Origin of the sequence: Trichlorobacter lovleyi (assembly GCF_015239775.1) — a bacterium.
In the GTDB taxonomy this organism is placed as follows: Bacteria; Desulfobacterota; Desulfuromonadia; order Geobacterales; family Pseudopelobacteraceae; genus Trichlorobacter; species Trichlorobacter lovleyi_B.
Window position 1 is genome coordinate 921,773 of record NZ_CP058409.1, and the last position, 26,785, is coordinate 948,557.

General features: G+C 57.0%; 25 protein-coding genes. 14 read left to right on the forward strand and 11 right to left on the reverse strand.

Annotated elements, in window-relative coordinates; genetic code table 11:
- Positions 1–82 precede the first annotated feature (82 nt).
- The 8 genes from FY034_RS04160 to FY034_RS04195 all read right to left on the reverse strand — a co-directional run bounded on the left by FY034_RS04160 (position 83) and on the right by FY034_RS04195 (position 8,344).
- Positions 83–409 carry a phosphoribosyl-ATP diphosphatase gene (locus FY034_RS04160; protein ID WP_265553964.1) on the reverse strand — a complete coding sequence of 109 codons (327 nt, stop codon included), beginning with the start codon at positions 407–409 and terminating at the stop codon, positions 83–85.
- 1 nt (position 410) lies between these two features.
- Positions 411–1,175, reverse strand: a complete 765-nt coding sequence (gene hisF, locus FY034_RS04165; RefSeq protein WP_265553965.1) for an imidazole glycerol phosphate synthase subunit HisF — start codon at positions 1,173–1,175, stop codon at positions 411–413.
- The gene (gene hisA / locus FY034_RS04170; protein ID WP_265553966.1) at positions 1,169–1,906 is read right to left on the reverse strand and encodes a 1-(5-phosphoribosyl)-5-[(5-phosphoribosylamino)methylideneamino]imidazole-4-carboxamide isomerase; all 738 of its coding nucleotides are present in this window, start codon (positions 1,904–1,906) and stop codon (positions 1,169–1,171) included. Before hisA ends, hisF begins: the two co-directional genes overlap by 7 nt.
- A 145-nt stretch (positions 1,907–2,051) precedes the next feature.
- Positions 2,052–2,678 carry an imidazole glycerol phosphate synthase subunit HisH gene (gene hisH / locus FY034_RS04175; RefSeq protein ID WP_265553967.1) on the reverse strand — a complete coding sequence of 209 codons (627 nt, stop codon included), beginning with the start codon at positions 2,676–2,678 and terminating at the stop codon, positions 2,052–2,054.
- A complete protein-coding gene (locus FY034_RS04180) occupies positions 2,675–4,231 on the reverse strand; it encodes a bacteriohemerythrin (protein WP_265553968.1) in 1,557 nt (518 codons plus the stop codon). The genes hisH and FY034_RS04180 overlap by 4 nt, the downstream gene beginning before the upstream one ends.
- A 35-nt stretch (positions 4,232–4,266) precedes the next feature.
- Complete coding sequence (gene glyS / locus FY034_RS04185) at positions 4,267–6,330, reverse strand: glycine--tRNA ligase subunit beta (RefSeq protein WP_265553969.1); 2,064 nt, start codon at positions 6,328–6,330, stop codon at positions 4,267–4,269.
- Between the two features lie 3 nt (positions 6,331–6,333).
- Positions 6,334–7,209, reverse strand: coding sequence for a glycine--tRNA ligase subunit alpha (gene glyQ / locus FY034_RS04190; RefSeq protein WP_012469096.1), 876 nt, complete (start codon positions 7,207–7,209; stop codon positions 6,334–6,336).
- A 217-nt stretch (positions 7,210–7,426) separates the two neighbouring features.
- Positions 7,427–8,344, reverse strand: coding sequence for a PLP-dependent cysteine synthase family protein (locus tag FY034_RS04195; protein WP_265553970.1), 918 nt, complete (start codon positions 8,342–8,344; stop codon positions 7,427–7,429).
- Between the two features lie 417 nt (positions 8,345–8,761).
- On the opposite strand from FY034_RS04195, the gene rho reads away from it, so the two are divergent.
- From rho to FY034_RS04235, 8 genes are all read left to right on the forward strand, one after another.
- Positions 8,762–10,009: a transcription termination factor Rho gene (gene rho, locus FY034_RS04200; protein ID WP_012469098.1), complete on the forward strand. Its 1,248-nt coding sequence runs from the start codon at positions 8,762–8,764 to the stop codon at positions 10,007–10,009.
- Between the two features lie 98 nt (positions 10,010–10,107).
- The gene (gene rpmE / locus FY034_RS04205; protein ID WP_012469099.1) at positions 10,108–10,308 is read left to right on the forward strand and encodes a 50S ribosomal protein L31; all 201 of its coding nucleotides are present in this window, start codon (positions 10,108–10,110) and stop codon (positions 10,306–10,308) included.
- 161 nt (positions 10,309–10,469) lie between these two features.
- Positions 10,470–11,162, forward strand: coding sequence for an FAD-dependent thymidylate synthase (thyX, locus tag FY034_RS04210; protein WP_265553971.1), 693 nt, complete (start codon positions 10,470–10,472; stop codon positions 11,160–11,162).
- On the forward strand, positions 11,163–12,089 hold the full coding sequence (locus FY034_RS04215) for a DUF1385 domain-containing protein (protein WP_265553972.1): 927 nt from the start codon (positions 11,163–11,165) through the stop codon (positions 12,087–12,089).
- 11 nt (positions 12,090–12,100) lie between these two features.
- Positions 12,101–13,168 carry a peptide chain release factor 1 gene (prfA, locus tag FY034_RS04220; protein WP_265553973.1) on the forward strand — a complete coding sequence of 356 codons (1,068 nt, stop codon included), beginning with the start codon at positions 12,101–12,103 and terminating at the stop codon, positions 13,166–13,168.
- On the forward strand, positions 13,155–14,015 hold the full coding sequence (gene prmC / locus FY034_RS04225; RefSeq protein WP_265553975.1) for a peptide chain release factor N(5)-glutamine methyltransferase: 861 nt from the start codon (positions 13,155–13,157) through the stop codon (positions 14,013–14,015). The genes prfA and prmC overlap by 14 nt, the downstream gene beginning before the upstream one ends.
- Positions 14,005–14,556, forward strand: coding sequence for a hypoxanthine-guanine phosphoribosyltransferase (locus tag FY034_RS04230; RefSeq protein WP_265553977.1), 552 nt, complete (start codon positions 14,005–14,007; stop codon positions 14,554–14,556). The genes prmC and FY034_RS04230 overlap by 11 nt, the downstream gene beginning before the upstream one ends.
- A 135-nt stretch (positions 14,557–14,691) precedes the next feature.
- Entirely contained in the window at positions 14,692–15,993 is a 1,302-nt protein-coding gene (locus FY034_RS04235; RefSeq protein ID WP_265553978.1) for an NCS2 family permease, read from the forward strand.
- Positions 15,994–16,151: 158 nt separating this feature from the next.
- On the opposite strand, the gene FY034_RS04240 is transcribed toward FY034_RS04235, so the two are convergent.
- Both FY034_RS04240 and FY034_RS04245 read right to left on the reverse strand, forming a co-directional pair.
- Positions 16,152–17,402: an NAD(P)/FAD-dependent oxidoreductase gene (locus FY034_RS04240; RefSeq protein WP_265553979.1), complete on the reverse strand. Its 1,251-nt coding sequence runs from the start codon at positions 17,400–17,402 to the stop codon at positions 16,152–16,154.
- Positions 17,403–17,405: 3 nt separating this feature from the next.
- Positions 17,406–17,882 carry a PAS domain-containing protein gene (locus FY034_RS04245; protein WP_265553981.1) on the reverse strand — a complete coding sequence of 159 codons (477 nt, stop codon included), beginning with the start codon at positions 17,880–17,882 and terminating at the stop codon, positions 17,406–17,408.
- A 205-nt stretch (positions 17,883–18,087) separates the two neighbouring features.
- On the opposite strand from FY034_RS04245, the gene FY034_RS04250 reads away from it, so the two are divergent.
- From FY034_RS04250 to FY034_RS04275, 6 genes are all read left to right on the forward strand, one after another.
- Entirely contained in the window at positions 18,088–19,323 is a 1,236-nt protein-coding gene (locus FY034_RS04250; RefSeq protein WP_265553982.1) for an ABC transporter substrate-binding protein, read from the forward strand.
- A gap of 104 nt (positions 19,324–19,427) precedes the next feature.
- On the forward strand, positions 19,428–20,111 hold the full coding sequence (locus FY034_RS04255; RefSeq protein ID WP_265553984.1) for a GTP-binding protein: 684 nt from the start codon (positions 19,428–19,430) through the stop codon (positions 20,109–20,111).
- 2 nt (positions 20,112–20,113) lie between these two features.
- Positions 20,114–21,112 (forward strand): ATP-binding cassette domain-containing protein, encoded by a 999-nt coding sequence (locus FY034_RS04260; protein ID WP_265553986.1) that lies wholly within the window; start codon positions 20,114–20,116, stop codon positions 21,110–21,112.
- A 23-nt stretch (positions 21,113–21,135) separates the two neighbouring features.
- Entirely contained in the window at positions 21,136–21,378 is a 243-nt protein-coding gene (locus tag FY034_RS04265; protein WP_265553987.1) for a hypothetical protein, read from the forward strand.
- A gap of 274 nt (positions 21,379–21,652) precedes the next feature.
- Positions 21,653–22,474: an HDOD domain-containing protein gene (locus FY034_RS04270; protein WP_265553988.1), complete on the forward strand. Its 822-nt coding sequence runs from the start codon at positions 21,653–21,655 to the stop codon at positions 22,472–22,474.
- 60 nt (positions 22,475–22,534) lie between these two features.
- Complete coding sequence (locus tag FY034_RS04275; protein WP_265553990.1) at positions 22,535–23,245, forward strand: PilZ domain-containing protein; 711 nt, start codon at positions 22,535–22,537, stop codon at positions 23,243–23,245.
- 78 nt (positions 23,246–23,323) lie between these two features.
- Here the strand turns inward: FY034_RS04275 and FY034_RS04280 are convergent, their stop codons facing one another.
- On the reverse strand, positions 23,324–26,665 hold the full coding sequence (locus FY034_RS04280) for an ATP-binding protein (protein ID WP_265553991.1): 3,342 nt from the start codon (positions 26,663–26,665) through the stop codon (positions 23,324–23,326).
- Between the last annotated feature and the right edge of the window lie 120 nt (positions 26,666–26,785).

The window sequence follows — 26,785 nt, forward strand, 5'->3', positions numbered from 1 at the left end:
GGCTGTTATGTCTCAGTCGCTGCGCGCCGTGCTCCCTATATCCGGCCTTCCTCATGACGTTTTGCAAGAGATTCCGGTTTTACTATTCCTTGCGGGCCGCCTTTTCAGCGATACCGGAGGTGCCAAAGCGGCGTTGCAGTTCAGACCAGACAGCACCGGCCGGAATATCGCGGGCCGCCAGCAGCACCAGGCTGTGATAGAGCAGGTCGGCGGTCTCGTAGACCAGCTCGGTGTCGCTGCCACCCTTACCGGCAATCACCACTTCGGTGGCTTCTTCCCCGACCTTTTTGAGGATCTTGTCCACCCCTTTGTGCAGCAGGGAGGCGGTGTAGGAACTGTCCGGTGAGGCCCCTTTGCGGGACAGGATCACCTGATAAAGTTCATCCAGAATGTGCTGGTTACTGTTCATGTCAGGCCATCCTGACCGGGACGCCCCGTCCCTGCAGATACTGCTTGGCTTCCTGGACGGTATGCTGCCGGAAGTGGAAGATTGAGGCTGCCAGGCAGGCTGAGGCCCCGGCAGTGGTGAAGCCGTCATAGAGATGTTCAAGGTTGCCGACCCCGCCTGAGGCGATCACCGGTATTGAAACGGCATCGACCACGGCACGGGTCAGGGCAAGGTCGTAGCCGTCCTTGGTGCCGTCACGGTCCATACTGGTCAGCAGGATCTCACCGGCACCGTAGGACTCCATCCGGGTTGCCCACTCCACCACGTCAATGCCGGTTGGTTTGCGGCCGCCGTGGGTGTAGACCTCCCAGCGTTGTTCACCCGGTACCTGGCGGGCATCAATCGCCACGACGGTACACTGGGAGCCGAACCGTTCGGCTGCCTCCCGCACAAACTCGGGCCGGCTGACCGCAGCGGTATTGATCGAGACCTTGTCCGCCCCGGCGTTCAGCATCCGGCGGATATCCTCCACGGCCCGGATCCCGCCGCCAACGGTCAGCGGCATAAAGACCCGCTCTGCGGTGCGGCGTACCACATCCACCATGGTGTCGCGGCCGTCTGATGAGGCGGTGATATCCAGAAAGGTCAACTCATCGGCCCCTTGCAGGTCATAGGCCTCGGCGATTTCCACCGGATCACCGGCATCACGCAGTTCAAGAAACTGGACCCCTTTGACCACCCGGCCGCCGGTCACATCCAGGCAGGGAATAATGCGGCGGGTCAACATTGGCAGCCCCGTCTGGTCAGGTCAATCGCCTCACGCAGGTTGATCGCACCGGTATAGATCGCCTTGCCGGTAATGGCGCCGGTTACGCCGCTGGCCTCAATGGCCATCAGGTTTTCAATGTCCTTCAGTGAAGAGATCCCGCCGGAGGCGATCACCGGGATCGAGATCGCCTCTGCCAGTGCCTTGGTTGCCTCAAGGTTGGGGCCGCCCATCATGCCGTCCCGGCTGATGTCGGTGTAGATGATGGCTGTCACTCCGCAGTCTTCAAACTTTCTGGCCAGATCGACGGCGCTGATGTCGGTCAGCTCAGCCCAGCCCTGCACCGCCACCATGCCGTTTTTGGCATCGATGCCGACCACAATCCGGCCGGGAAACTTCTGGCAGGCCTCGATCACCAGCTCCGGGTTGCGCTGCGCTGCGGTGCCGATGATCACCCGGGACAGCCCCAGTGACAGGTAGGCCTCAATGGTGGCAATATCACGGATGCCGCCACCCAGTTGGGCCGGGATGGTGATCGTCTTGATGATCGCTTCAATGGCAGCCTTGTTTTTGGGGATGCCGGCAAAGGCACCGTCCAGATCCACCAGATGCAGCAGCTCTGCACCGGCCTCTTGCCACTTCAGGGCCTGCTCGGCAGGGTTGTCGGAGAATACGGTGTCGCGGTTCATCTCGCCCTGTTCCAGGCGGACGCAGTTACCTTCTTTCAGGTCTATGGCAGGTATGACGATCATAAAAACCTTTCGAATCTAGGTAGCCACAGAGGACACAGAGGTCTCAGAGAAAGGTAAAATCTAAAGGTATAGGGTTTGGGTTTTAACCCGTTAGAATCCAGATTTTAGGGTTTTGTTTTTCTCTCTGTGTACTCTGTGGCAATAACTAGCCTTTTATCTCAGCAAAATTCTTCAGCATCTGCAGGCCGATTCCCTGCGATTTTTCCGGGTGAAACTGGGTGGCCATGACATTGTCCTTGCGGATGGCGGCACAGAATTCCAGGCCGTAGCTGCAGGTGGCCGCCACTACGGACGGGTCATCGGGCCTGACGTAGTAGGAGTGTACGAAATAGACGTTGCTGCCGTCGCTAATGCCGTTAAACAACGGTGCCTCAGCCTTCAGGGTGATCTGATTCCAGCCCATGTGCGGAACCGGCAGTTTTTCGCCCTGTTCCTTCATCCCCTCCGGGAAGCGGACTACCCGCCCGGGGATGACACCCAGCCCCTTGTGCAAACCAAACTCTTCGCTTTCGGTAAAAAGCAGCTGTAGCCCCAGGCAGATCCCCAAAAAAGGGCGGCCTTCGGCAATCACCTGCAGGATCGGTTCGACAAAACCGCCCTGCTCCAGGTTGTGGATGCAGTCCCGGAAGGCGCCTACCCCCGGCAGTACGATTTTTTCTGCTGCAAGGATGCGTGCCGGATCAGCGGTTACTTCCGCCGCAAAGCCTATCCGCTCAAAACCTTTTTGAACCGAGCGCAGGTTGCCCATGCCATAGTCAATGATTGCGATCATTTGATACCATTCTTTGTCAGGTGTGGACCGTATTTCTTGTCCTGTCCCTTGATGTGGTCAATCAGCCACTTCTGCAGGAAGGTGATCACGTCCTGCGAGAGGACGGTTTCACCGCTCTGGAATTTGCCGATCAATGCGACGACCTGATCCACCAGGGCCTTGTGCAGCAACTTGTGGTTGGCCTCGTCCGGATAATGGGTCTGGGCAAAGACCTTTTCCTCGTCAGCAAAGTGATTGACCGTGTAGTCGGCCAGGCCGCGCAGGATTTCACCAATCGCCTCTTTGGTCCGCTTTTGTTGCATAGCATCATGCAGGTCGTTGACCATCCTGAACAGGACCTTGTGTTGCTCATCATAGCGGTGGACACCGGTGGCAAAACTGTCATCCCAGACCAGGGCACTGGCCAGCTTGAAGTGGCCTACCAGCTGGTGCAGGTCATCAACCTGCTGGACCAGCTTGGTGGTTGCGTCGGTGGTACTGCGGGCATTTTCCACATTACGGTTGACCACCTCGGTAATCAGCTGGATGTTGTTAGTGATCTCGCTGGTGGTGGCGGTCTGCTCTTCTGCGGCAGTTGCCACCTGGCTGATCTGCATGGCCAGTTCGTTGATCATGTTCAGAATGTCTTCCAGGGCCTCGCCGGAGCGGGTGGTTCCTTCCGTACCCCGTTTTACCTGCTCAACCCCCTCGTACATGGAACCGACAGCCGATTGGGTCTCGGACTGAATGGTCTTGATCATACTGGCGATCTCTTTGGTGGCCCGGGTGGTACGTTCTGCCAGGGCCCGCACCTCGTCGGCAACCACGGCGAAGCCCCGTCCCATTTCACCGGCCCGGGCCGCCTCAATGGCGGCGTTCAGGGCCAGCAGGTTGGTCTGATCGGCAATATCCTCAATCGTACCGACAATGGCGCCGATCTGATCGGAACGTTGTCCCAGGCCCTGTACGGTTTCCGATGACTGCATCACCCGCTGGGCAATGTTTTCCATGACATCGGCGCTGCTGCGAACAATCTGCGCGCCGCTGGTGGTCTGTTCGGTTGCCTTCTGGGAATTCTCGGCGGCGTACAGGCAGTTGCGGGCAATATCCGCTGAGGTGGCCGACATCTCTTCGCTGGCCGTTGCAATGGTGCTTGACTGCAGGGCAACCTCTTCGGCCGCATTGACCATGGCATTGGTGGTATTCTGTACCAGCTGCACAGAGTCCCTGACCAGGTCGGCCACCGAGAAAAACTGCCGCATGGCCTTGTTCATGTCGTGCATCATGGTGTTGAAGGCGGTTCCCAGGCGATGGATCTCGCCGACCCCATCCACCTTGACCCGTACCGACAGATCTCCGGCTGCCGCCTTCTCCAGTGCTGTTGTAACCGTCATCAACGGCTCGAAAGCCTTGCGGCAGAGTTGCCAAAGGACCAGTGATGAGCCGCTGAGCAGAACCAGACCCAGAATGACGGCATTGAGCGCACTACCGGTGCGGTTCAAAAGTGTGAGAGCAAATACGGCAATGACCACAACAATGGCGTTACCCAAGACTATGCGACCGGTGAATGACATGCTGCTCCTCCTGTTTCCGTTAAACAGTTATATGTTTAGCCAGCCAATCTGCCAAAGTCTGCAATCCTGCTGAAAAGTCGGTTGATGGTGGTCAAAAGTGCCAGACGGTTGTTGCGGACGGCACTATCCTCCGCCATGACCATGACCGCATCAAAGAAGGCGTCCACCGCCCATTTCAGACCGGCTATGTCGGTGAGTGCCTCCAGGTACTGCTGTTGCTGAATCTTGTCTGAGGCGGCGAGCTTGGTTTCCTGCAGCACCCGGTAGAGGGTATGCTCCGCTTCATCCTGGAACAGTGCCGGGGCAACCGGGGCATCGACCCCCTCCTTGATGATGTTGCAGACCCGTTTGAAGGCCACGGTCAGCGGCTGGAAATCATCCCGCTGGCGGAAGGTGTCCAGGGCGCGGATCCGTTCGGCGCAGTCGGCCAGGTCATCAAACCCGGCAGCCATAGCCGCCTCAACCACGTCAGCCGGATAGGCGTTACCCTGCAGGTTGACAAAACGGCCCCGGAAAAACTCCAGCAGATCATGGCGTACCTCGTCACGGGGACGGGTCAGCTTGGCGGCCAGCAACTCAAGTGATTTGTCGATCAGTCCGGATAATGACAGGCTGTAGCCCCTGTCCAGAATGATGCTGATCATGCCGATGGTGGCACGGCGCAGGGCATAGGGGTCGGCAGCGCCGGTCGGGATCAGCCCGACACCAAAGCAGCCGCAAAGGGTGTCCAGTTTGTCGGCCAGCGAGACAAAGGCGCCGATATCCGAGGCGGGCAGGTCACCACCGGCCTGGGTGGGCAGGTAATGTTCGGCAATCGCGTTGGCCACGGCCGGTTCTTCACCATCATGCAGGGCGTACTCACGTCCCATGATCCCCTGCACCTCGGGGAACTCGCCCACCATGCCGGAAACCAGATCGGCCTTGCAGAGGAAGGCTGTCCGTGCGGCCTGTTGCTTGACAGCAGGGTTGAGCTGTTCAGCCAGCTGTTCCGCTAAGGCCCGGAAACGCTCCATCTTCTCAAAGGAGGTACCCAGTTTTTGCTGGTAGACGACGCTTTTGAGCGACTCGACCCGGCTTTCAAGCCGCAGCTTGCGGTCTTCGTCAAAGAAGAAACGGGCATCGGACAGACGGGCCCGCAAAACGCGTTCATTGCCCCTGACCACCACCGCCGGATCTTCGGCCAGGGTGTTGGGGATGGTAATGAAGTAGGGCAGCAGCTTGCCGTTTTCATCCACCACCGAGAAGTAGCGCTGGTGGGAACGCATGGAGGTGATCAGCACCTCCTTGGGCACCACCAGGAACTCGGCCGGGATGCTGCCGATAATGGCGCTGGGGTACTCCACCAGATAGGTGACCTCTTCCAGCAAGGATTCATCCGGCAGCAGATGCCCGCCGGTGGTCTTGGCAACCCGGTGCGTCTCCTTGCGGATGGTCTCTTTGCGGCGTTCCTGATCAACGATGACGAAATGACGCTCGCACTCATCCAGATAGTGGGCAAAGTCCCGCACCGGAAAGGTGCTGTTGGCCATGAAGCGATGGCCGCGGGAGATGTTGCCGCTCTGGATCGGGCCAAAACTGAACGGCACCACGATGCCGTCGAACAGGGCCACAATCCAGTGCACCGGACGGGCGAAACGGATATCCAGATCTGCCCAGCGCATTGATTTCTTGAACGGGATGCCGGCCACCAGCCTGGGCAGGATCTCGGCCAGCAACTCATGGGTCGGACGGCCGGTTTCCTGTTTGGTAACCGCAAGATACTCACCCTTGTCGGTGCTGATCACCTGCAGGGCAGAGACATCCACCCCCTGGCCACGGGCAAACCCTTCGGCTGCCTTGGTCGGTTTGCCGTCGGCATCAAAGGCAGCCTTCTTTGACGGCCCCATGGCGGTCAGTTCGGCATCGGGCTGGATGGTTGGCAGTCCTTTGATATGCAGCGTCAGGCGGCGCGGGGTTCCCATGGTCACGATAGCATCAAAACAGAGCCGGGCAGTCTCAAGCTCTTTGCGGATCATCTCTTCAAGGGATGCAAGCGCCTTGGGTACGAATCCGGCCGGGATCTCCTCGGCACCAATTTCAAGCAACAGTTCCTTGGACATGGTCTAGTTCCCCCCTTTCAGCATCGGATAGCCCAGCCGTTCGCGCTGGCGGACATAGCCTTCAGCGCAGAGACGGGCCACGTTGCGTACCCGGCCGATGTAGGAGGCGCGTTCGGTAACGGAGATCGCGCCACGGGCATCCAGCAGGTTGAAGGTGTGGGAGCATTTCATGACAAAGTCATAGGCCGGGAAGACCAGGTCCTTCTCTGCCAGCCTGATACATTCCTTTTCGTATTTGCCGAACAGCTCCAGCAGCAGGGCCACGTCAGCCTCTTCAAAGTTGTAGGTGGAGAATTCAACCTCGGTCTGGTGGTGGATGTCACCGTATTTGACCCCTTTGACCCATTCCAGGTCATAGACGTTGTCAACCCCCTGCAGGTACATGGCGATCCGTTCACAGCCGTAGGTGATCTCGGATGAGACCGGTTTCAGGTCAATCCCGCCGGCCTGCTGGAAGTAGGTGAACTGGGTGATCTCCATGCCGTCCAGCCAGACCTCCCAGCCCAGTCCCCAGGCGCCGAGGGTGGGGGATTCCCAGTCGTCCTCGACAAAGCGGATGTCGTGCTGGCTGGGGTTGATCCCGAAGGCCCGCAGGGAATCAAGATACAGATCCAGGATGTTGGCCGGCGACGGCTTCATGATGACCTGAAACTGGTAGTAATGCTGCAAGCGGTTGGGGTTCTCGCCATAGCGGCCATCGGTCGGACGGCGGGAGGGCTCTACGTAGGCCACGTTCCAGGGCTCCGGCCCCAGTACCCGCAGGAAGGTGGCAGGGTTGAAGGTGCCGGCCCCTTTTTCAGTATCATAGGGCTGTTGAATCACGCAGCCCTGGTTTGCCCAGTAATTTTGGAGCGACAGGATCAGGTTCTGAAACGTCACGGTCTACCTCCGTGAGGATGAATTGGAATAAGTTGTACAAAATACCAGTGCCAGGGGGCGCCGGTCAAGAAACTAAGATTAACAGGGCGTTGAAAAACTATTCCGGAGGCCGTCTGCTGTGTTGCGCGGTGCTCGCTTCCTCGCCTAACTGTTTGTTCTGTCTCGGTCGCTGTGCGCCGTGTATCCGGCCTTCCTGATAACGTTTTTTAAATCCCTGTCAGGGCGGGCAGTTGGCGCACATTGATTTGAACAGGTTGGTGCTCAGGTAGCGATCGCCCCGGTCAGGAATAATCACCACAATGGTGCCGCTTGCAAGCTCTTGCGCCAGCTTGAAGGCGCCGGCCATGGCAGCTCCGCCGGACATGCCGCAGAAGATCCCCTCGTGGGAGGCCAGTTGCCGGGAGGTTTCAAAGGCGGTCTCGTCATCGATCACGATCTTGCGGTGCAGCTGGTCCTCGTGATAAATGGCCGGGACAATCGCCTCCTGCATGTTCTTGAGGCCTTGAATGGCATGTCCCAGATTGGGCTCCACCCCGATCACCTCTACGCCTGGGGCCTGCTTGCGGAGGCAGGCCCCAGTTCCCATCAGGGTGCCGCCGGTACCCATGCCGGCCACGAAATGGGTCAGGTCGCCACCGGTCTGGGCCAGGATTTCAGGCCCGGTGGTCAGTTCATGGGCCAGGGGGTTGTTGGGGTTGTCGTACTGATTGGGCATATAGTAGTGCCCCGGTTCTTCACCGTAGATCTTGTGGGCCAGCCGGATGGCCCCGTCGGTCTTCTCGCAGCCGGGTGAAAGCACGATCTCGGCGCCGTAGGCCTCAAGCACACTGCGCCGCTCCATGCTGACACAGGCGGGCATGGCCAGCTTGATCCGGTAGCCGCGGGCCGCTGCAATCATGGCCAGGGCGATCCCGGTGTTGCCGGAGGTGGGTTCGAGGATGGTTTTGTCAACCGTCAGTTCTCCGGAGGCCTCGGCTGCCAGGATCATCTGGCGGGCAGGGCGGTCCTTGATCGAGCCTCCCGGGTTGTTTCCTTCAAGTTTTGCAAGAATACGAACACGGGGGTTGGGGTTGATTGCGGTGATCTGAACCAGGGGGGTGTTGCCGATGGCATCAAGAAGCGGTTGTCCGAGCATCTAAGGTACCTGCCTGAAATAAGTAGTGAATTTGAATTGCACGATTTGTTGATTGAAGTTGTTTTTATAGCCTGTCGTCGACAGGGGGTCAAGCAGATATCAGTGCAAGTGCTTGTTCATCGGTCACTTTTTATTGTCACTTTCCTGTTGACATCCTCTGGTTCTTGTGGCTATCGTGATTAAACTTCAGTTGCAACCACCCTGCTGCGCTCATTTCCAAACCAAAGAGAGTTTCCCGACAGTAGTTAAACCAAGGCTTTGCATTTGGTATAAGGCCTCCACGTGAATACAATACTACCCCTGGTTTTTGTGAGTTTATTCTTTGCCATTGCCTGAATATCCCAGTAATCGTATGCCAACATCTCCGTCCTCTCATTTCTTGATGACGTCGTATCCCACCCGCAGGAGATCCTTGTCGTGAACCTCCAGGACTTGAAGAACAAAAAAATTAGCGAACTGAATGGTATTGCCCGTGATCTGAGTATTGAAGGTGCTTCAGGGCTTCGTAAGCAGGATTTGATCTTTGCCATCCTGAACGCCCAGACTGAGCAGAACGGCTCCATCTATGGGGAGGGGGTTCTGGAAATACTGCAGGACGGTTTTGGCTTCCTGCGGGCCCCGGACTATAACTATCTGCCCGGTCCGGACGATATCTATGTCTCCCCCAGCCAGATCCGTCGTTTTAACCTGCGCACCGGTGATACGGTCTCCGGTCAGATCAGGCCGCCCAAAGAGGGTGAGCGTTACTTTGCCCTGCTGAAGGTTGAAACGATCAACTTTGAGACCCCTGAGGCCGGGCGGGATAAGACCCTCTTTGACAACCTGACACCGCTCTACCCGGAAGAAAAACTGAAGCTCGAGACCGCCCCGGATAATTACGGCATGCGGGTGATGGAGCTGGTCTCGCCGATCGGCAAGGGTCAGCGTGGCCTGATTGTGGCCCCGCCCCGGACCGGCAAGACCATGTTGATTCAGAATATTGCCAACTCGATTGCCGCCAATCACCCCGAAGTCTACCTGATCGTGCTGCTGATCGATGAACGTCCTGAAGAGGTCACGGATATGCAGCGTTCGGTCAATGGCGAGGTGGTCTCCTCCACCTTTGACGAGCCTGCCACCCGTCACGTCCAGGTGGCCGAGATGGTGATCGAAAAGGCCAAGCGTCTGGTGGAACACAAGAAGGATGTCGTGATCCTGCTGGACTCGATTACCCGTCTGGCCCGCGCCTACAACACCGTGCTGCCTCCCTCCGGCAAGATCCTGACCGGCGGTGTGGATGCCAACGCCCTGCAGAAGCCGAAGCGTTTTTTCGGTGCGGCCCGTAATATTGAGGAAGGCGGTTCACTGACCATCATCGCCACTGCCCTGGTGGATACCGGCAGCAAGATGGATGAGGTGATCTTCGAGGAGTTCAAGGGCACCGGCAACATGGAGGTCCATCTGGATCGCCGTCTGGTGGAGAAACGCACCTTCCCGGCTATTGATATCAATAAGTCCGGTACCCGCAAGGAAGAGCTGTTGATAGAACGGACCATGTTGAACCGGATCTGGATCCTGCGCAAGATCCTGCACCCGATGAATGTGGTTGATGCCATGGAATTCCTGCTGGACAAGCTCTCTGAGACCAAGACCAACCAGGATTTTATTGATTCAATGAGTAAGTAGTGAAAAAAGATCTTGAGTTTTGTGACGATAATCCGATATTCTAAAATTTCGCCAATGAACAGCTTTATTAACGAGCTGCAATTATCAGGAGGTAGCAGATGAAAGAAGGAATCCACCCGATGTATAATGAAGTGACGGTTAAGTGTGCCTGTGGCAACAGTTTTCTGACCCGTTCCACCCGCAAGGAAATCTTTACCGAGATTTGCTCTGCCTGCCACCCGTTCTTCACCGGTAAGCAAAAACTGGTGGATACTGCCGGTCGTGTTGAGCGGTTCAAGAAGCGTTACGGTCAAGCCTAGCTTTGCATGGTGTCCTATCCGGGGGGGTACGCTTACGGGCGTAGCCCCCTTTTTGTATCCAAGCCAATTCCTGCTCAAAGGTGTCCGCTTCGTTGGCTTCTCAACGTACTCGCAGTACGCCTGCGGTCACCTGAACTGAAACTGGTACCAAGTGGGGAGTTATGAACATCGAACTGCTGCACCATACCCCTGAACCTGAACGGACCGTTGCCCTGGCTGCCCGGCTCTGTTATTCCCCCACCGGGCTGAATGAACTGAAGGAAAAGATCGGCAGCGGGGATATCCGTCAGTTTATCGACAAGATCATGACGCTGGGCCATCATTCCGTTCTGGAACACGCCTCCTTTACCTTCGGGGTGGAAGGGATCTCACGGGTGACCTCCCACCAGCTGGTACGTCACCGGGTGGCCTCCTATTCCCAGCAATCCCAGCGGTATGTCTCCCATGTTGAGCGTTTTGATGCCGTACTGCCTCCTTCGGTCGCTGCCAATGAAGAGGCGAAACGGATTTTTGATTTTACGGTTGGTGTGGTGCATCAGGCCTACAAGCAGCTGGTGGAGATGGGGCTGCAACCGGAGGATGCCCGCTACCTGCTGCCCAATGCCACTGAAACCAAGATCATCATCACCATGAATGCCCGTGAACTGCTGCATTTTTTCAGGCTGCGCTGTTGTGAACGGGCCCAGTGGGAGATCAGGAGCATGGCGGTGGGGATGCTGAAGCTGGCCAAGCAGGCCGCCCCCACCATTTTCCGTGATGCCGGCCCCGGCTGCGTTGCCGGTCCTTGTCCGGAAGGTGAATTCTGCTGTGGCCGTACGGCCCAGGTGCGTAAGCAGTTCAGGAGTCTCAGCTAAATGGAAAAAATTAATATCGGTGGTCAGGCCATACTTGAAGGGGTGATGATGCGTGCCCCCCGCGCCATGGCCATTGCGGTCAGACGTCCCAGCGGTGAAATCGTGGTCAAGCGGGAGCAGATGCCGCCCCTGTCGGAGCGCTATCCGATTGTAAAGCTGCCGATCCTGCGCGGTGCCGTGGCTCTGTTCACTTCACTGGTCCTGGGGATCAAGGCCCTGAATTTTTCCGCTAATGAGGCGATTGAAGAAGAGACCGATGAGGAAAGCGGCGAAACGAAAAAAGAGGAGCTGACCTCCTGGGCCCTGGCCGGCACCATGGCGGTGGCCTTCGGATTCGGGATCGCCCTGTTCTTTTTCCTGCCCCTGTACCTGACCAAGCTGCTGGTGCCGGTCATCGGTGATCATAATGTGGTCTTTAACCTGGTGGACGGGGTGATCCGGGTGGTGATTTTCCTGGTCTATATCTGGTCGATTGCCCGCATGAACGATATCCAGCGGGTCTTCCAGTACCATGGCGCCGAGCATAAAACGATCTTTGCCTTTGAGGCAGGTGCTGAACTGACGGTCGAGCGGGTGAAAACCTTCAGCCGTCTGCATCCCCGTTGCGGCACCAGCTTTCTGCTGATCGTGATGCTGGTCAGTATCGCTGTTTTTTCTCTGATCCCCAAGGCGTGGCCCTTTGTCTACAAGGCCCTGTCGCGGGTGGTGCTGTTGCCGCTGATTGCCGGTATCTCCTATGAGTTTCTGAAGTGGAGCGCCAAGAATGACCAGCATCCGCTGGTGAAGCTGGTGATCACCCCCGGTCTGGCCCTGCAGCGCCTGACCACCCGTGAGCCGGATGATGATCAGATCGAGGTGGCGATCCGTTCGGTCAAAGAGGCCCTGGATGAAAACGGCGGTTATGCCGACGACAGACTTGTTGTGTGAGGAATTAACAGATGTTTGACAAGATACAGGATTTAGAGATCCGTTTTCAGGAGCTGGAGTCGCTACTGTCTGATCCGACCGTAATTGCCAACCAGCCGGAGTTCCGCAAACTCTCCCGCGAGCACGCCGATCTGGCTCCGCTGATCGAGGCGTTCCGCCGCTACAAGAAGGTGCTGGAGGAGCTGGAAGAGAATCAGGAACTGCTGTCGGATCCAGAGATGAAGGAGATGGCGGAAGAGGAGATCAGCCGCCTCGGCCAGGAAAAAGAACGCCTTGATGCCGAGATCAAGATCCTGCTGCTGCCCAAGGACCCCAATGATTCACGGGACGTCATTCTGGAGATCCGGGCTGGAACCGGCGGTGATGAGTCGGCCCTCTTCAGTGGTGACCTGTTCCGGATGTACTCCCGCTTTGCCGAGAAAAACCGCTGGAAGGTGGAGATGCTTTCCTGCTCGGAGTCGGAGCGGGGTGGCTACAAAGAGGTGATCGCCTCCATTGAGGGACAGGATGTCTATGCCAAACTGAAGTACGAATCAGGCACCCACCGGGTCCAGCGGGTGCCGGAAACCGAGGCCCAGGGGCGGATTCACACCTCTGCCTGCACCGTGGCGATCATGGCCGAGGCCGAGGATGTGGATATCGACATCAACCCGGCCGACCTCAAGATCGACGTCTACCGTTCTTCCGGTGCCGGTGGCCAGCACGTCAACACCACTGACTCGGCGGTACGGATTACCCATATCCCCACCGGTACTGTCGTGGCCTGCCAGGAGGAACGCAGCCAGATCAAGAACCGGGCCAAGGCGATGAAGGTCCTTAAGACCCGTATCCTTGACAACATCCAGCAGGAGCAGAATGCCAAGCTGGCAGCTGACCGTAAGCAGCAGGTGGGCAGCGGTGACCGTTCCGAGCGGATCCGTACCTACAACTTTCCCCAGGGCAGGATGACCGACCATCGGATCGGCCTGACCCTCTATCGGCTGGATTCAATTATGGCCGGTGATATTGAAGAGATCACCGATGCCCTGCGCGCACACTACCAGATGGAAGCGCTTAAAGCCCAAAGTGAAGGCAACTGACGAAACCTGGACCACCCTTAAGGTCCTGACCTGGACAACTGGCTACCTGGCTGAAAAGGGGGTTGAGAATGCCCGCCGCGAGGCAGAGTGGCTGCTGTGCGAGGCCACCGGCCTGGACCGGATGGGACTTTATCTGAACTTCGACAAGCCGCTGCAGGATGATGAGCTGACCGCCTATCGCAGCATGGTTGCCCGCCGCGGCAGGCGTGAGCCGCTGCAATATATCCTCGGCAGCCAGGAGTTTGACGGTCTTGAGTTTGCCGTCACCAAAGATGTCCTGATCCCCCGCCATGACACTGAAACCCTGCTGGGCGAGGCGCTCCGTCAGGCCCCCCGGGCCCAGACGGTTTTGGATATCGGTACCGGTTCCGGCTGTATCGCCGTGGCCCTGGCCCAGCGCCTGCCCCAGGCGGCAGTAACGGCTGTTGATCTCTCCCCCGAGGCCTTGGCCATTGCCCGGCGTAATGCCGAACAGCATGGTGCCAGGATAGAGTTTCTGCTGGGCTCGTTTTTTCAGCCTGTCAATCAACGCCGCTTTGATCTGATCGTTTCCAATCCACCCTATATCACCACTGCCGATCTGGCGACCCTGCAGTCCGAGGTCCGTGATTTTGAACCCCGGCTCGCCCTGGATGGCGGTACTGATGGCCTGGATGCCTATCGGGTGCTGGCAGCAGAGGCTCCCCGCTATCTGGAGCCAAACGGCTGGCTGCTGCTGGAGATCGGGGCTGGTCAGGATAAGGATGTGGCCACGCTGCTTGCGGACGCAGGATTTGATGCTATCGTATCCGTACCGGACAGCGCCGGTATCATCAGGGTGGTGGGGGGACAGTGGCATGCAGTATGATCAGGCCTTAAAGGTACTTGAAGAGGCAGATTGCCTGGCAGACCGGGCAACGGTCGAGGCGGCCATTGACCGGATGGCCGGTGCAATTACGGCCAGTATCGGCAAAAAGAAACCGATGGTCTTTTGCGTCATGAACGGCGGCCTGATCTTCTGCGGACAGCTGCTGACCAGACTCCCGTTTCCGCTTGAGGTCGGCTATCTGCACGCCACCCGCTACGGCCACGAAACCAGCGGCGGCGATCTGGAATGGAAGGCGTTGTTTCAGGCCGATGTCGAGGGGCGCACCGTTTTGCTGGTGGATGACATCCTTGATGAGGGGGTTACGCTCAAGGCGCTGGTTGATGAGTGTCTCCGGCGTGGCGCCCGGCAGGTGCTGACCGCCGTGCTGGTGGAGAAACAGCATGAACGCAAGGTTCTGCCGGGTTACTGTGCCGATTTCACCGGCCTTGAGCTGCCGGACCGCTTTGTGTTTGGCTATGGTCTGGATTACGAAGATATGTGGCGGAATGCGCCGGGGATTTACGCCGTAAGGGGGTTGTAGGAACGCGCTATTCCCGCAATTTCTACGTTGTGCTTCACTCGTGCCTGCTCAACGTACTACCAATGTACGCCTCCGCGGCACTCGTTCGCACGCCTTGACCTTGCGAAACTATCGCGTTCCTCGCTAAGGGTTGCTATGAAAAACTTCTTTGAATTCAATCGGTATAACACTTCCTACCGCCAGGAGACCCTGGCCGGTCTCACCACCTTTCTGACCATGGCCTACATCATGGTGGTCAACCCTTCCATCCTGGCGGCAGCCGGAATACCCAAGGATGCCCAGATCACAGCCACCATTCTGGCCGCAGTGATCGGGTGTCTGGTAATGGCCTTCTGGGCCAAGCGGCCCTTTGCCATTGCCCCCTACATGGGGGAAAACGCCTTTATCGCCTTTGTGGTGGTCAAGGGGATGGGCTATTCCTGGCAGATTGCGCTGGGGGCGGTCTTCTGGGCCGGACTGGCCTTTGTCCTGCTGACCGTCCTGAAGGTGCGGTCGTGGCTGGCTGAATCGATTCCGATCTCGCTGAAGGCTGCCTTCGCCGTGGGGATTGGGCTGTTCCTGGCCTTTATCGGTCTGAATGAGACCGGCCTGGTGGTACTGGGGGTGGCGGGGGCGCCGGTCAGACTGGGCAACATTGCCCAGAGTTCGGTCCTGTTGGCTGCGGCAGGCTTTCTGCTGTGCGTGGTGCTGATGGCGAGGAAGGTAAACGGGGCACTGCTGTACGGCATTGTCGCCACAACCATCGGTTCCGTGGCGCTGGGGCTTACGAAGCTGCCGGCATCGCTGGTCAGTCTGCCCCCCTCGCTGGAGCCGGTTTTTCTGAAGCTTGATATTGCCGGCACCCTGCAACCCGGTATCTTTCCGGTGGTGCTGGTGGTCTTTATGATGGCCTTTCTGGATACCATCGGCACCCTGATCGGTCTTTCCATGCGGGCTGACCTGCTGGATAAGGACGGTAACCTGCCGGAGATCGAACGTCCGATGCTGGCCGATGCCGTTGCCACCACCCTTGCCCCGCTGCTGGGGACCACCACCACCGGCGCTTACATTGAATCAGCAACCGGCATTGCCGCAGGTGGACGTACCGGTTTTACCGCCCTGGTGGTGGCGGTACTGTTTGCCCTGTCGCTCTTTTTTGCACCGCTCTTTACCATGGTGCCGGGCTATGCCGCCGGTATTGCCCTGGTGGTGATCGGTGCCCTGATGCTCCAGGCCGTTACCCGGCTGGACTTTGACGACTTTACCGAGCTGATTCCGGCGTTCCTGACCGTTACCCTGATGATCTTTACCTACAACATCGGGATCGGCATGACGGTCGGGCTGTTTTCCTATCCCCTGATCAAGCTCTGCACCGGCCGGGCCCGTGAGGTCTCCGGCGGGATGTGGGTACTGGCTGCATTGGCTCTGACCTTCTTCATCTTCATGCCCAAAGGGTAATCCTGCTTCGATTTCAAGGATCAATCGTAAAAATTAACCCCCCTCAATCCATCCCCCCTTGGCAGGGGGGAACTGTTGCCTCTTCTTTGTTTGTACACCTCCCCTGTAAAGGGGAGGTGGGGAGGGTTTGCAGTTAATCGGCTTTGGGGGAGTGTCTGTTATTCCGACGACGTGCGCCTGGTGATCAGCCGGACCTGCCGTTCATGGAACCAGTAATACCAGACCCAGTTCAGCAAGACGACAATCCGGTTACGGAAGCCGATCAGGTAGTACAGGTGCAGCAGCAGCCAGGCCAGCCAGGCCAGGTATCCCTTCAACTGCAGGCCAAAGGCGTTTGCCACGGCAGCGTTACGTCCAATGGTTGCCATGCTGCCTTTGTCATGGTAGCGAAAGGGGGGCAGAGCAGTGCCCTGCTCTTTTGCAAGGATCGTCTTTGCCGCGTAGATCCCCATCTGCATCGCAACCTGGGCGATCATCGGGAGTGCCTTGCCATCCTGTTGCAACCAGGCCATGTCGCCAATGACGAAGACCTCCGGGTGATCAGCCAGGGTTAAATCCGGTTCCACCGCGATCCTGCCCCCTGCTGCATGGGTAACCTCCAGTCTGGCAGCCAGTGGTGCTGCCTTGACGCCTGCCGACCAGACCAGGGTATGGGCCGGAATCACCGCGCCGTCATGGAGGGTGACCTTCTCTGCATCAACATCAACCACCTGGGCATTCAGCAGTACCTCAACCGACATGCTGCGCAGCTTCTGCAGGGTGTACATCCCCAGTTCCTGCGGCATGGCCGCCAGTAGCCGGTCAGTGGCCTCCACCAGCACCACCCTGGCCGTATGAATACCCAGTTCCGGGTAGTCCTTGGCCAGCACAAAGTTTACCAGCTCAATCAGTGCCCCGGCAAATTCAACCCCGGTCGGGCCGCCACCCACCACCACGAAGCTCATCAGTGCCCGTTTGCGGGCCGGATCAGGCTCAACGACAGCACGCTCAAAGGCGCTCAGGATGTGGTTACGCAGGACTTCGGCATCTTCCAGTTCCTTCAGATCAAAGGCGTGCTGCTCAACGGCTGCAAGACCGAAGAAGTTGGTGGCGCTTCCGGCACCGATGATCAGGTAGTCGTAGGGAATCAGGCCGTTGGCCACCTGGATCTCCTTGCGGGAGAAGTCGATTCCGGTAACTTCCGCCAGATTGAAACGCATATCAGGCCAGGAACGGGCCATGGCGCGCACGGAATAGGCGATCGATTCCTGCTCCAGGCCTGCCGTGGCCACCTGATACAGCAACGGCTGGAACAGATGATAGTTGTTGCGGTCCACCAGCAGAATGTCATGTCCTTTGCCGGCCAGTGTCTTGGCAGCGTGTACGCCGCCAAATCCCATTCCGACAATTACAATCCGTTTTTTTGTCATAGGTCACACACCCCTGTCAGAGTCTGATCGTGTTGTTGTCAGCGTGGCGTTGCCCTGCCCAGCCTCGCAGGCCGACAGCCGCTGTTTTAGCTCTTTTTCCTTTTGCCAGCGTTCGGTTACGTCGCGCATGATCGAGGCGCAGCCCAGCATGGCATTTTCTTGATCATGCAACAATACCATGCTGAATTCCAGTGATACCTGGCTGCCGTCCCGGCGGATAGCCGGCGATGACAGCAGGCCGGTTTTGTACTTGGTCTCACCGCTGGCCATGACACGGTGGTATCCTTCCCAGTGCCGCCCCCGCAGCTTTTCCGGTATGAAGAGGTCCAGTGAACGGCCGATCGCCTCGGCGGAGCTATAGCCCAATATCCGCTCCGCCCCTGCATTCCAGAAAAGGATTGTCCCTTGCCGGTCAGCGATCAGGATCGCATCCTGGGACTGTTCCACGGTTTGCACAAGCAGGCTTTCAAGTGTGGTCATGGTGGTCTGCCTTTCTTCCCGGCTGTGGTAGGCAAGGGATGTTGCGTTGGAATGGAGTAGATATACCATACCATCATAATTTTAGCTCTGTCTTGACCAACATCAAAAACAGGGGCACTGCGTTTTTTGTGTTTTCTTGATGTCAGTCAATGTGATCTCTGTCCGGCAGCGTTACAGTCAGATCACATTCTGAAGGAGGTACCGTATGCAGACACAAGCGCTACACAAAGATATGACCATTAAGGAACTGCTGGAACAGCACCCGGAGACGCTGGAGGTGCTGGTTGCCAATGGATTTGAAAACCTGAAGGACCCCAAGGTGCTGGCCGGTGTTGGCGGCTTTTTGAAGCTGGAGCGGGCAGCCCTGACCAAGAACTACGACCTGGACAATTTTCTGGGACTCCTGCAGCAGAAGGTCGATGAAAAGAGCAATCAGGTGGATGTCACCATGAAACAGACCCAGCAGGAGCAGAGCGAGATCACCATTTCCGGACTGCTGCCCTGCCCGGTACGGCTGCCGCTGCTGGAAGGGTTCAACGGCTTTATCGAGCAGTATACCAAAGAGAGCGGCATCACGGTCAGCTACAAGTTTGAGGCGGCCTCGCTGGGGTCTGACTGGATGGAGGAACATATCCAGAAGGTTACCGACCCTGATCAGTTGCCGGATATCTTTGTCTCGGCCGGATTTGAGACCTTTTTTGATCCCCGTACCATCGGCAAGTTCAAGGATCAGGGGCTGTTCAGCGACCTGACCGGCGGCCCGGTTAACACCAGTTTTGATGGCCTGGAGCTGAAAGACCCCAAAGGTCACTATGGTCTGATTTCAGTGGTGCCGTCTGCCTTCATGGTCAACCATGACGAACTGGGGGACCTGCCGGTGCCCCGTACCTGGGCGGATATCCTCAAGCCGGAGTTTGAGCAGAAGGTGGCCCTGCCGGTGGGGGATTTTGACCTGTTCAATGCCATCCTGCTCACCATCCATAAGCAATTTGGTGACGAAGGAGTGAGAAAGCTGGGACGCTGCATGCTGAAGTCGATGCATCCGGCCCAGATGATCAAGAATGCCCAGCGGGTGGCAGAGGAAAAGCCGCCGGTGACGATCATCCCCTACTTTTTCAGCCGGATGGCCGGCATGGTCAAGAGTCTGGAGATCGTCTGGCCTGAAGACGGTGCCATCATCAGCCCGATCTTCATGCTGGCCAAGAAGGAGAAACAAGCCAAGCTGCAGCCGATTGCCGACTTCCTCTACAGCAAGGAGGTGGGTGAGATCCTGACCAACAAGGGACTGTTCCCGTCCCTGAACCCGGCTGTGGAAAACCAGTTGCCGGAGCAGCACCCCTGGCAGTGGGTCGGCTGGGACTACCTCTACAGCCACGATATCGCAGCCCAGATCAGGTACACGGTGGGGCTGTTTGAAGAGGCAATGAACGCGGATGAATGAGACCAAAAGCAGCCCCCGCACTCCCCCTTGTCAGGGGTGAGGTTACAATACCCGGTTTCCTCCCCTGACATGGGGAGGCTGGGAGGTGTTCAAGGAGAACAATCATGCATTTTCTGACCGTATCCGGCCCGCCATCGTCCGGCAAGACCTCGGTAATCCTGCGGGTGATTGAGGCGCTGCAGGCCAAGCAGCAAAAGATCGGGGTGGTCAAGTATGACTGCCTGATGACTGAGGATGACCTGCGCTACGCCAAGAAGGGGGTGCTGGTCAAGAAGGGGCTCTCGGGCTCCCAGTGCCCGGATCACTACTTTGTCAGTAACATCGAGGCCTGTGTCAAATGGGGCGTCGAGAACGATTGCGATTTTCTGATCAGCGAATCTGCCGGTCTCTGCAACCGCTGTTCTCCCCATATCAAGGATATCACGGCCGTCTGCGTGATCGACAACTTAAGCGGCATCAATACCCCGCGTAAGATCGGGCCGATGCTGAAATCGGCCGATATCGTGGTGATCACCAAGGGTGATATTGTCTCCCAGGCCGAGCGGGAGGTGTTTGCCTCACGGGTCAAGCAGGTCAACCCCGGCGCGGTGATCATGAACATCAACGGCATTACCGGCCAGGGGGCCTTTGAGCTGACTACCCTGTTTGAAGAGGCCTCGGATATCGAGACCCTGAAGGGGATGCGGCTGCGTTTCTCCATGCCGTCGGCACTCTGCTCCTACTGTCTGGGTGAGACGCGGATCGGTGATGAATATCAGACCGGCAATGTGCGCAAGATGGAGTCTTGAATATGAACTACCAGGATCTTTTACTACAACCCTTGAAGCAGTTGCTGGCCGACTACCCCTGGCTGGAGGATTTCTTCAGCTCATTCGGCCTGCAGCTACCGGTCACGGAACAGCCTTTGCACCAGTACCTGGATCGGCTTGACCCTGATCAGCTGCTTGATCTGGGTATCAGCCAGGAGCAGCTGCAACAGAGCCTGCATGACTTTATGGCCGGTATGCTGGCCCTGGATGAGGCTGCTGAAAAGGTGGAGTCGCTGACCATCATCGGCGGTTTTGACAAGACCGGAACTGCTGAACAGTTGGAACTGACGCTCAGGCCGGGAGAGGTGATCTGCATCGTCGGTCCCACCGGTTCCGGCAAGAGTCGCCTGCTGGCTGATATCGAGTGGGTGGCCCAGGGGGATACCCCCACCAGGCGCAAAATCCTGATCAACAACAGTGTGCCGGACAACAAGTGGCGTTTCTCAACCGAACATAAACTGGTGGCCCAGCTGTCCCAGAACATGAACTTTGTCATGGACCTGACCGCCGAGGAGTTCGTGCGGATGCATGCGGAAAGCCGCCTGGTGCCTGATCCGGAAGAAAAGGTGGTCAGGATTCTGGAACAGGCCAATCAGCTGGCCGGTGAACAGTTCAAGCCGGATACACCGGTCACCTCGCTCAGCGGCGGGCAGTCCCGCGCCCTGATGATCGCCGATATGGCGATCCTGAGCAAGTCACCGATCGTGCTGATCGACGAGATTGAGAATGCCGGTATTGATCGTAAAAAGGCGCTGGAATTGCTGGTGAAGCAGGAAAAAATCATCCTGATGGCTACCCATGACCCGATCCTGGCGCTGATGGGGGATAAACGGCTGGTGATCAAAAACGGCGGCATTGCCAAGATCATTGCATCAAGCGATGCAGAACGGAAGAATCTGTCCAGGCTGGAAGAGCTGGATAACACCCTGCTGGCCCTGCGTAACAGGATCAGGTTCGGGGAAACGCTTGAGGAACTCTAATACAGAGAAAAGGAGATACGGACATGCATCAGGGATGTGACGGTAGTTTTGGTGGTGGAGCAGGGGTGGTTGATAAACTGCGGATGATGGGCTACAGCGGGATGGCCATGCCGGTTGAGACCCGGCTGGTCTGTGAAGGCTGCGGGACAGCCTTTCAGATGAAGACCATGGAAGACCGCTGCCCGCAATGCGGCATGGTCTACGGGGTGACCCCCTGCCATGCCAGTGACCCGCGCAGCATACAGGCTGCCGGGATAGATTATTGATTATATTGATGGTGTAAGGTTGAGACGGGCAGCTCCCTCCAGGGGGGCTGCCCGGTTTCGTTCTGCCATCAGCTGCGGTCCCGGGAGTTTTTGAAACAGTGTGTGATTTTTTTGCACCCAAAACAGGTTAATCGTGCAATGATAGCTTTCATCAATCAAACAGATTGGTTAGACGTTTTTTAGATTTGTATGGCACCGTTCATACCTGCTTGACTGTGGTTTAAGGCCGTGCGGCAAGGCCTGCAGGGGGGCAGGTTGTGCCAAGGAGGATTGCATGGGGTTCTCGCTTGATCTTCGTTACCAGATCTGCCTGCAGCCGATTGAACTGCCGGTCTTCAATCCGGTCGCCCTGGAGCTGCTCCAGCTGTTGGCCGATCCGACTGTTGAAATCGACCATGTCACCGAGATCATCCAGAAGGACCAGGGGCTATCGATTCAGGTGCTCAGGATGGCCAATTCATCCGCCTATGTCGGGCGTGCCCGCTCTGAAACCATTAAGGATGCCGTCAATCGCCTGGGGGGAAAACAGATTACCAGTCTGGCAATGGCTGCCTCACAGGCCGCTCTGCACGCCTCCGAAAATCCGGTGGTGAATGAGGTGATGCGGCATCTCTGGCTGCATTCCCACGCCTGCGCACTGGGCTGTCGTTCCCTGGCTGTCAGCAGCGGCCACCGTGAGCTGGCAGATCAGGCCTACCTGGCAGGTCTGCTGCATGATATCGGCAAGCTCTATCTGCTGAAGGCGATGGAGCGGATCAGCCTGTCCCGGGAGATCAGTTTTGAACTGGATCTTGAAACCCTGCTGGATGTCTTTTCCGATATGCATGTTGAGCAGGGGGTCCGCATCATGAACCACTGGGATATCCCACCCCTGTATTGTGCTATTGCTGCACACCATCACGCCGAGACCTTTGATCCTGCTGATACCCTGCTGGCCATTGTCCGGCTGGTCAACTTCAACAGCATGCAGTACAACCTCAACCTGTATCCACGGCTGGTGCAACCTCCGGATGCCCTGCCTGAGATCTCGCTGCTGAGGGTGGGGGATCCGGAGCTGGCAAAATTGGAAACGGATATGCAGGTGGTCTGTGCCTAACCGTGTGAGCGATAGTCGGGGGAATTCCGGTCACCAGCAGTCCCAGCCAACAGGAACGCCATGAACATTACTGATCTTTACAGCACCCGGATCCAAAAGAGCTTTGACGAAGACCAGGCTGAGATCCTTGCCATACTGCAGGCAAACCTCAAACAGCCTCTCAAGCTGATCAACTATTATCAGGGGATTCCACTGTCCTATCCGGCAACCATCGCCTCCATCAGCAAGGGGATTGTCGATCTGGATCTGCATGAGGTGCAGGCCTTTACCATTGAGCAGACCCACTCAACCTTCATACGAAGTCCCCTGTTCAAGCATGCCCTGTTTGCCCAGGCACAGTATGTCAATGTCAGTAAGAGGGCCGCAGCCTTTGTGCGGTTCTCCTACGTTGAGATCATGGCCGAACACCGGAGTTTTGTCAGGGTTGCGGTGGATTCTCAGGACCCGGTTTTGATTGAATCACCACTGGGGAGAATTGAGGGGCAGTTGTACGATATCTCGCTCTCCGGACTGAATGTCCTGATAGACCATTCCTGCCCTCTGGAGCCCGGTGCCGAAACAACCGTACAGTTTATACTCAGAAGCCCTGAAACAGGCCAGGCGATCAACGCCCGTCTCCCGGCGATCCTGATCGGTGTCGCCGGTGACGCTCCACCCTACAGTTACCGTTTTGCCATCAGCCCTGAAAAGCAGCTTGAAAGCCAGATCTCACAGTATATCTTTCAGCGTCAGGTTGCGATTATCAGGGGGGTTAAAGAGGTGGTCTGCTGATGCTCGTCAGCGCAGGAACAAGATCGAGCGGGTGGTTCTTCTTGGGGGCTGCCCGTTTGATTGACCGGATATCAGGTTTCAGTTCTTCCGGGCCGCTCTCTCCGTTGCCAGCTTCAGCACATCCCGGATTTTCATGATTTCAATCGGTTTTGCAAGATAGCCATCAAACCCCTCGGCAAGCAACCATTCCTCAGTACCTTTCAAGGCATCGGCAGTCAGCGCAACAACGGGAGTATGCCTGTTCATTGCCAGCTCGTCCCTCCGTATCATCGTAACGGCATCTGCTCCACCCAGTACCGGCATCTGTATATCCATCAGGATCAGATCGATATCTCCCTTTCTCCAACGTTCAACAGCTTCATGGCCATTGCGGGTACTTACCGGGTGGTGTCCCAGTTTTTTGAGGATGAGCTCAACGGTCTGCAGGTTCAGCGGGTTATCTTCGGCAACCAGTATGGTAAGCGGGGTTCCGGTCTGCATCGGCTCAATCTGTGGTTTTGATCTGGTCTGGTTTTCATGGCTATGCATGAGCGTAAACGGCAGTTCAAGATGGAAGCTGCTGCCTTGGCCCGGCCGGCTTTCAAGCCAGATGGTGCCACCCATCAGTTCGGCCAGCTGCCGGCAAATGGTGAGTCCTAGTCCTGTTCCGCCATATTTACGGGTGGTGGAACTGTCTGCCTGCGTAAAGGGGGCAAAGATTTTGTCCCGAGCCTCGGGAGAGATGCCAATACCTGTATCCGTGACACTGATACGGATCAGGGCGTAGCTCTCCTGCTGTTTCAAAAGTTCGGCAGCGATGGTAACACTGCCCTGATCAGTAAATTTGATGGCGTTATTCAGCAGGTTGAGCAGGATCTGCTTGAACCTGAGCTGATCACCACAGAGAAGGTCCGGCAGCTCTGCCGGGATACGTGTCTCAAGCTGGAGGTGTTTGCGGTGGATGAATGACAGCTGGGTGGTGGTGATGTCGCTGATGGTCTTGCGTAATGAGAAACCGGTATACTCCAGCTCGATCATGCCTGCCTCGATCTTGGAGAGGTCAAGGATGTCGTTGATCAGTGTGAGCAGGTTGTCGGCCGAGATCTTGATACAGTTCAGATATTCCTGCTGCTCTGTGGTCAGGTCGGTATACTGCAGAAGTTCAGCCATGCCGACCACGCCGTTCATTGGTGTACGGATTTCATGGCTCATATTGGAGAGAAATTCGCTTTTTGCCCGATTAGCGGCCTCTGCCGCCTGTCTGGTCTTTTCCAGCTCCTTTTCAGCCTGCACACGCTCGGTAATATCCAGCAATACGGACAGAACCAGTTTTTGATCCTGGAACCTGATCACATCGGCCGAATAAAGTCCGTTGCAAAGCGCACCTGATTTTGTTCTGACATCAATGGGGTGGTTACGCACGCAGCCCTGCTCAAGCAGCAGGTCATGTATGGCCTGGCGTTGAGAAAAATCTTCGAGTATCTCCAGCTCCTTTGAACTCTTGCCGATGACCTCGCCTCTGGTGAAACCAAGCAGGGAGCTGAATGCCGTGTTAATGTCAAGGATAATGCCCTCTTCAAGCGTACTGATGGCCATTAAGGCCGGGTTGGCCCTGAATGCCGTTGAAAATTTTTCCTCCGACTCCCGCAGGCTTTGATTAAGCTTGGCCTCTTTGGTGATATCCCGCATCAGCTCCAGCATGCAGGGGGTGCCATCGCTGTCCATGAACGGCATGGTGACAACGCTGAAGATGGTGCCGTCGGGATGGGAGATCTCCTTGGTGACGCTGCTGCCATCAGACAGGCGCTCATCAAAGTGACAGTAACTGCAGGGGGTCTCTGATCTGCCCAGCACCGTATGGCAGAGCTTGCCGGTCTGTTCGCCATAGCTGCTTTTGAGGGCAGAGTTCATGTAACGGATGGTGTAATCGTGATCAATCAACAGTATGCCCAGTCCGCTTTCGGTAATGGCCCGGAACAGCAGCTCCTGACGTCTTTTCCGGCTTATCTGCTCAGTAATGTCCTGGGCTGTTCCGATCGAGCGGACTGGGTTGCCCGCCTCATCAAAGCAGGTTTCACATTGTTCATGGATATGCTTGATCCGGCCATCCGGCATCAACAGCCGGTGGGTAACATTGTAGCTGCTCTGCTGCTTCAGCGAGGCCGAGTAGGCCTGCACCACCCGGTCCCGGTCATCCGGGTGCATGGCCTCTATGACGCTGTCAAAGCCTGGTTTGAACTGATGCGGGTCTTTTTCAAAGATTCTGAATGTTTCGGCTGACCAGATCAGTCGGCCTGTACGGTGATCATGTTCCCATGAACCGGTGTGGGTAAGCTGTTGCGCCTGTACCAGCTGCTGGTTTGCGGTGCTGACCTGAACAAGCAGTGCATTGAAGGCATCGGCCAGCTGTTCCACCTCGTCACCGGTTTGAACCTGTACCGGGCTGGCCTGTTTCAGTTGATGGGGATCAATAGTGGTGATGGCAGTGGTAAGCCTGCGCAGATGCCGGGTGATTCTGGCGGCCAGCCACCAGGCTCCGGCCGCACCGCCCAACAAGGCAATGCAGATACCGGCCAGATAGATCATCCTGAAACGTGCAATCGGTTGATAGGCCTCGGCAACCGGGTAGTTGGACGCCAGAATCCAGTTGGTTGTCTTAAGCCGTTTAAATGAAGCGATGACATGCAAACCGCGACTGTTGACCGTTTCGCCACTGCCTTCAAAACCCTCAAGCGCCTTGTCGTAATAGCGGTTGGCACCTGGCGGTGCAGCCTGCTTCATGATACGGCCCGGATCGGGGTGAATGATCATGGTGCGTTCAGGGCCGGTCAGGTAGAGATAACCGGTCTTGCCGATCTTTATCCGGGGCAGCTCACTGAAGAAGTTGCGCTCGGATAACAGGTCAAGGGTGCCACCCATAATGGCTCGCAGACGTCCGTCTGAAGCATAGATCGGCGCCGTCATCATGATGGCTGGGCGGCCATGCTTGGACGAGGGGTAGGGCAGTGATATGTAGGGTTTGTCGGTGGAAACGGTTGTTTGGTAGTATTCCCGTGAGGAAAAATCATGTCCACGGCGTTTCGGCAGTTGAGGGGATTCAACCAGGAGCCGCCCTTCCGGGGTAAACAGGAACCGTCCGCTGGCAAAGATGCCTTTCAGGCCAAGCCGGTTATCCAGCCAGGCCTGGGCCTTTTCCGGGCTGTTGAGCAGATCTTGGGGGATTGAGGTCGCAGCGGTAATCAGGGCGTTATGGGCGGTGGACAGTTTGTCATCCAACCCAGTTGCCACGCCGGAGAGCAGGGCAAACTGCTGCTCGTGGATCAGGTGGGTGGTCTCATGCCGAAAATAGGCATAGGTGCCGATGGCGGTGATGCTGAAAACAAGCCCGAGAAAAAACACGACACTGAACAGAATTCGCTTTTTTATGCTTGATAAGGCCATAAAAGTTCCTTGCTGTTCGCCTTGACGTCACTCAAAGGGTGCCGCTGTCTGCTGCCAGTGAAGTATGCCGCGGAATCGAATAATGTCAACTCGCTGCTGATCCGGCTTCGGGCAGCTCCT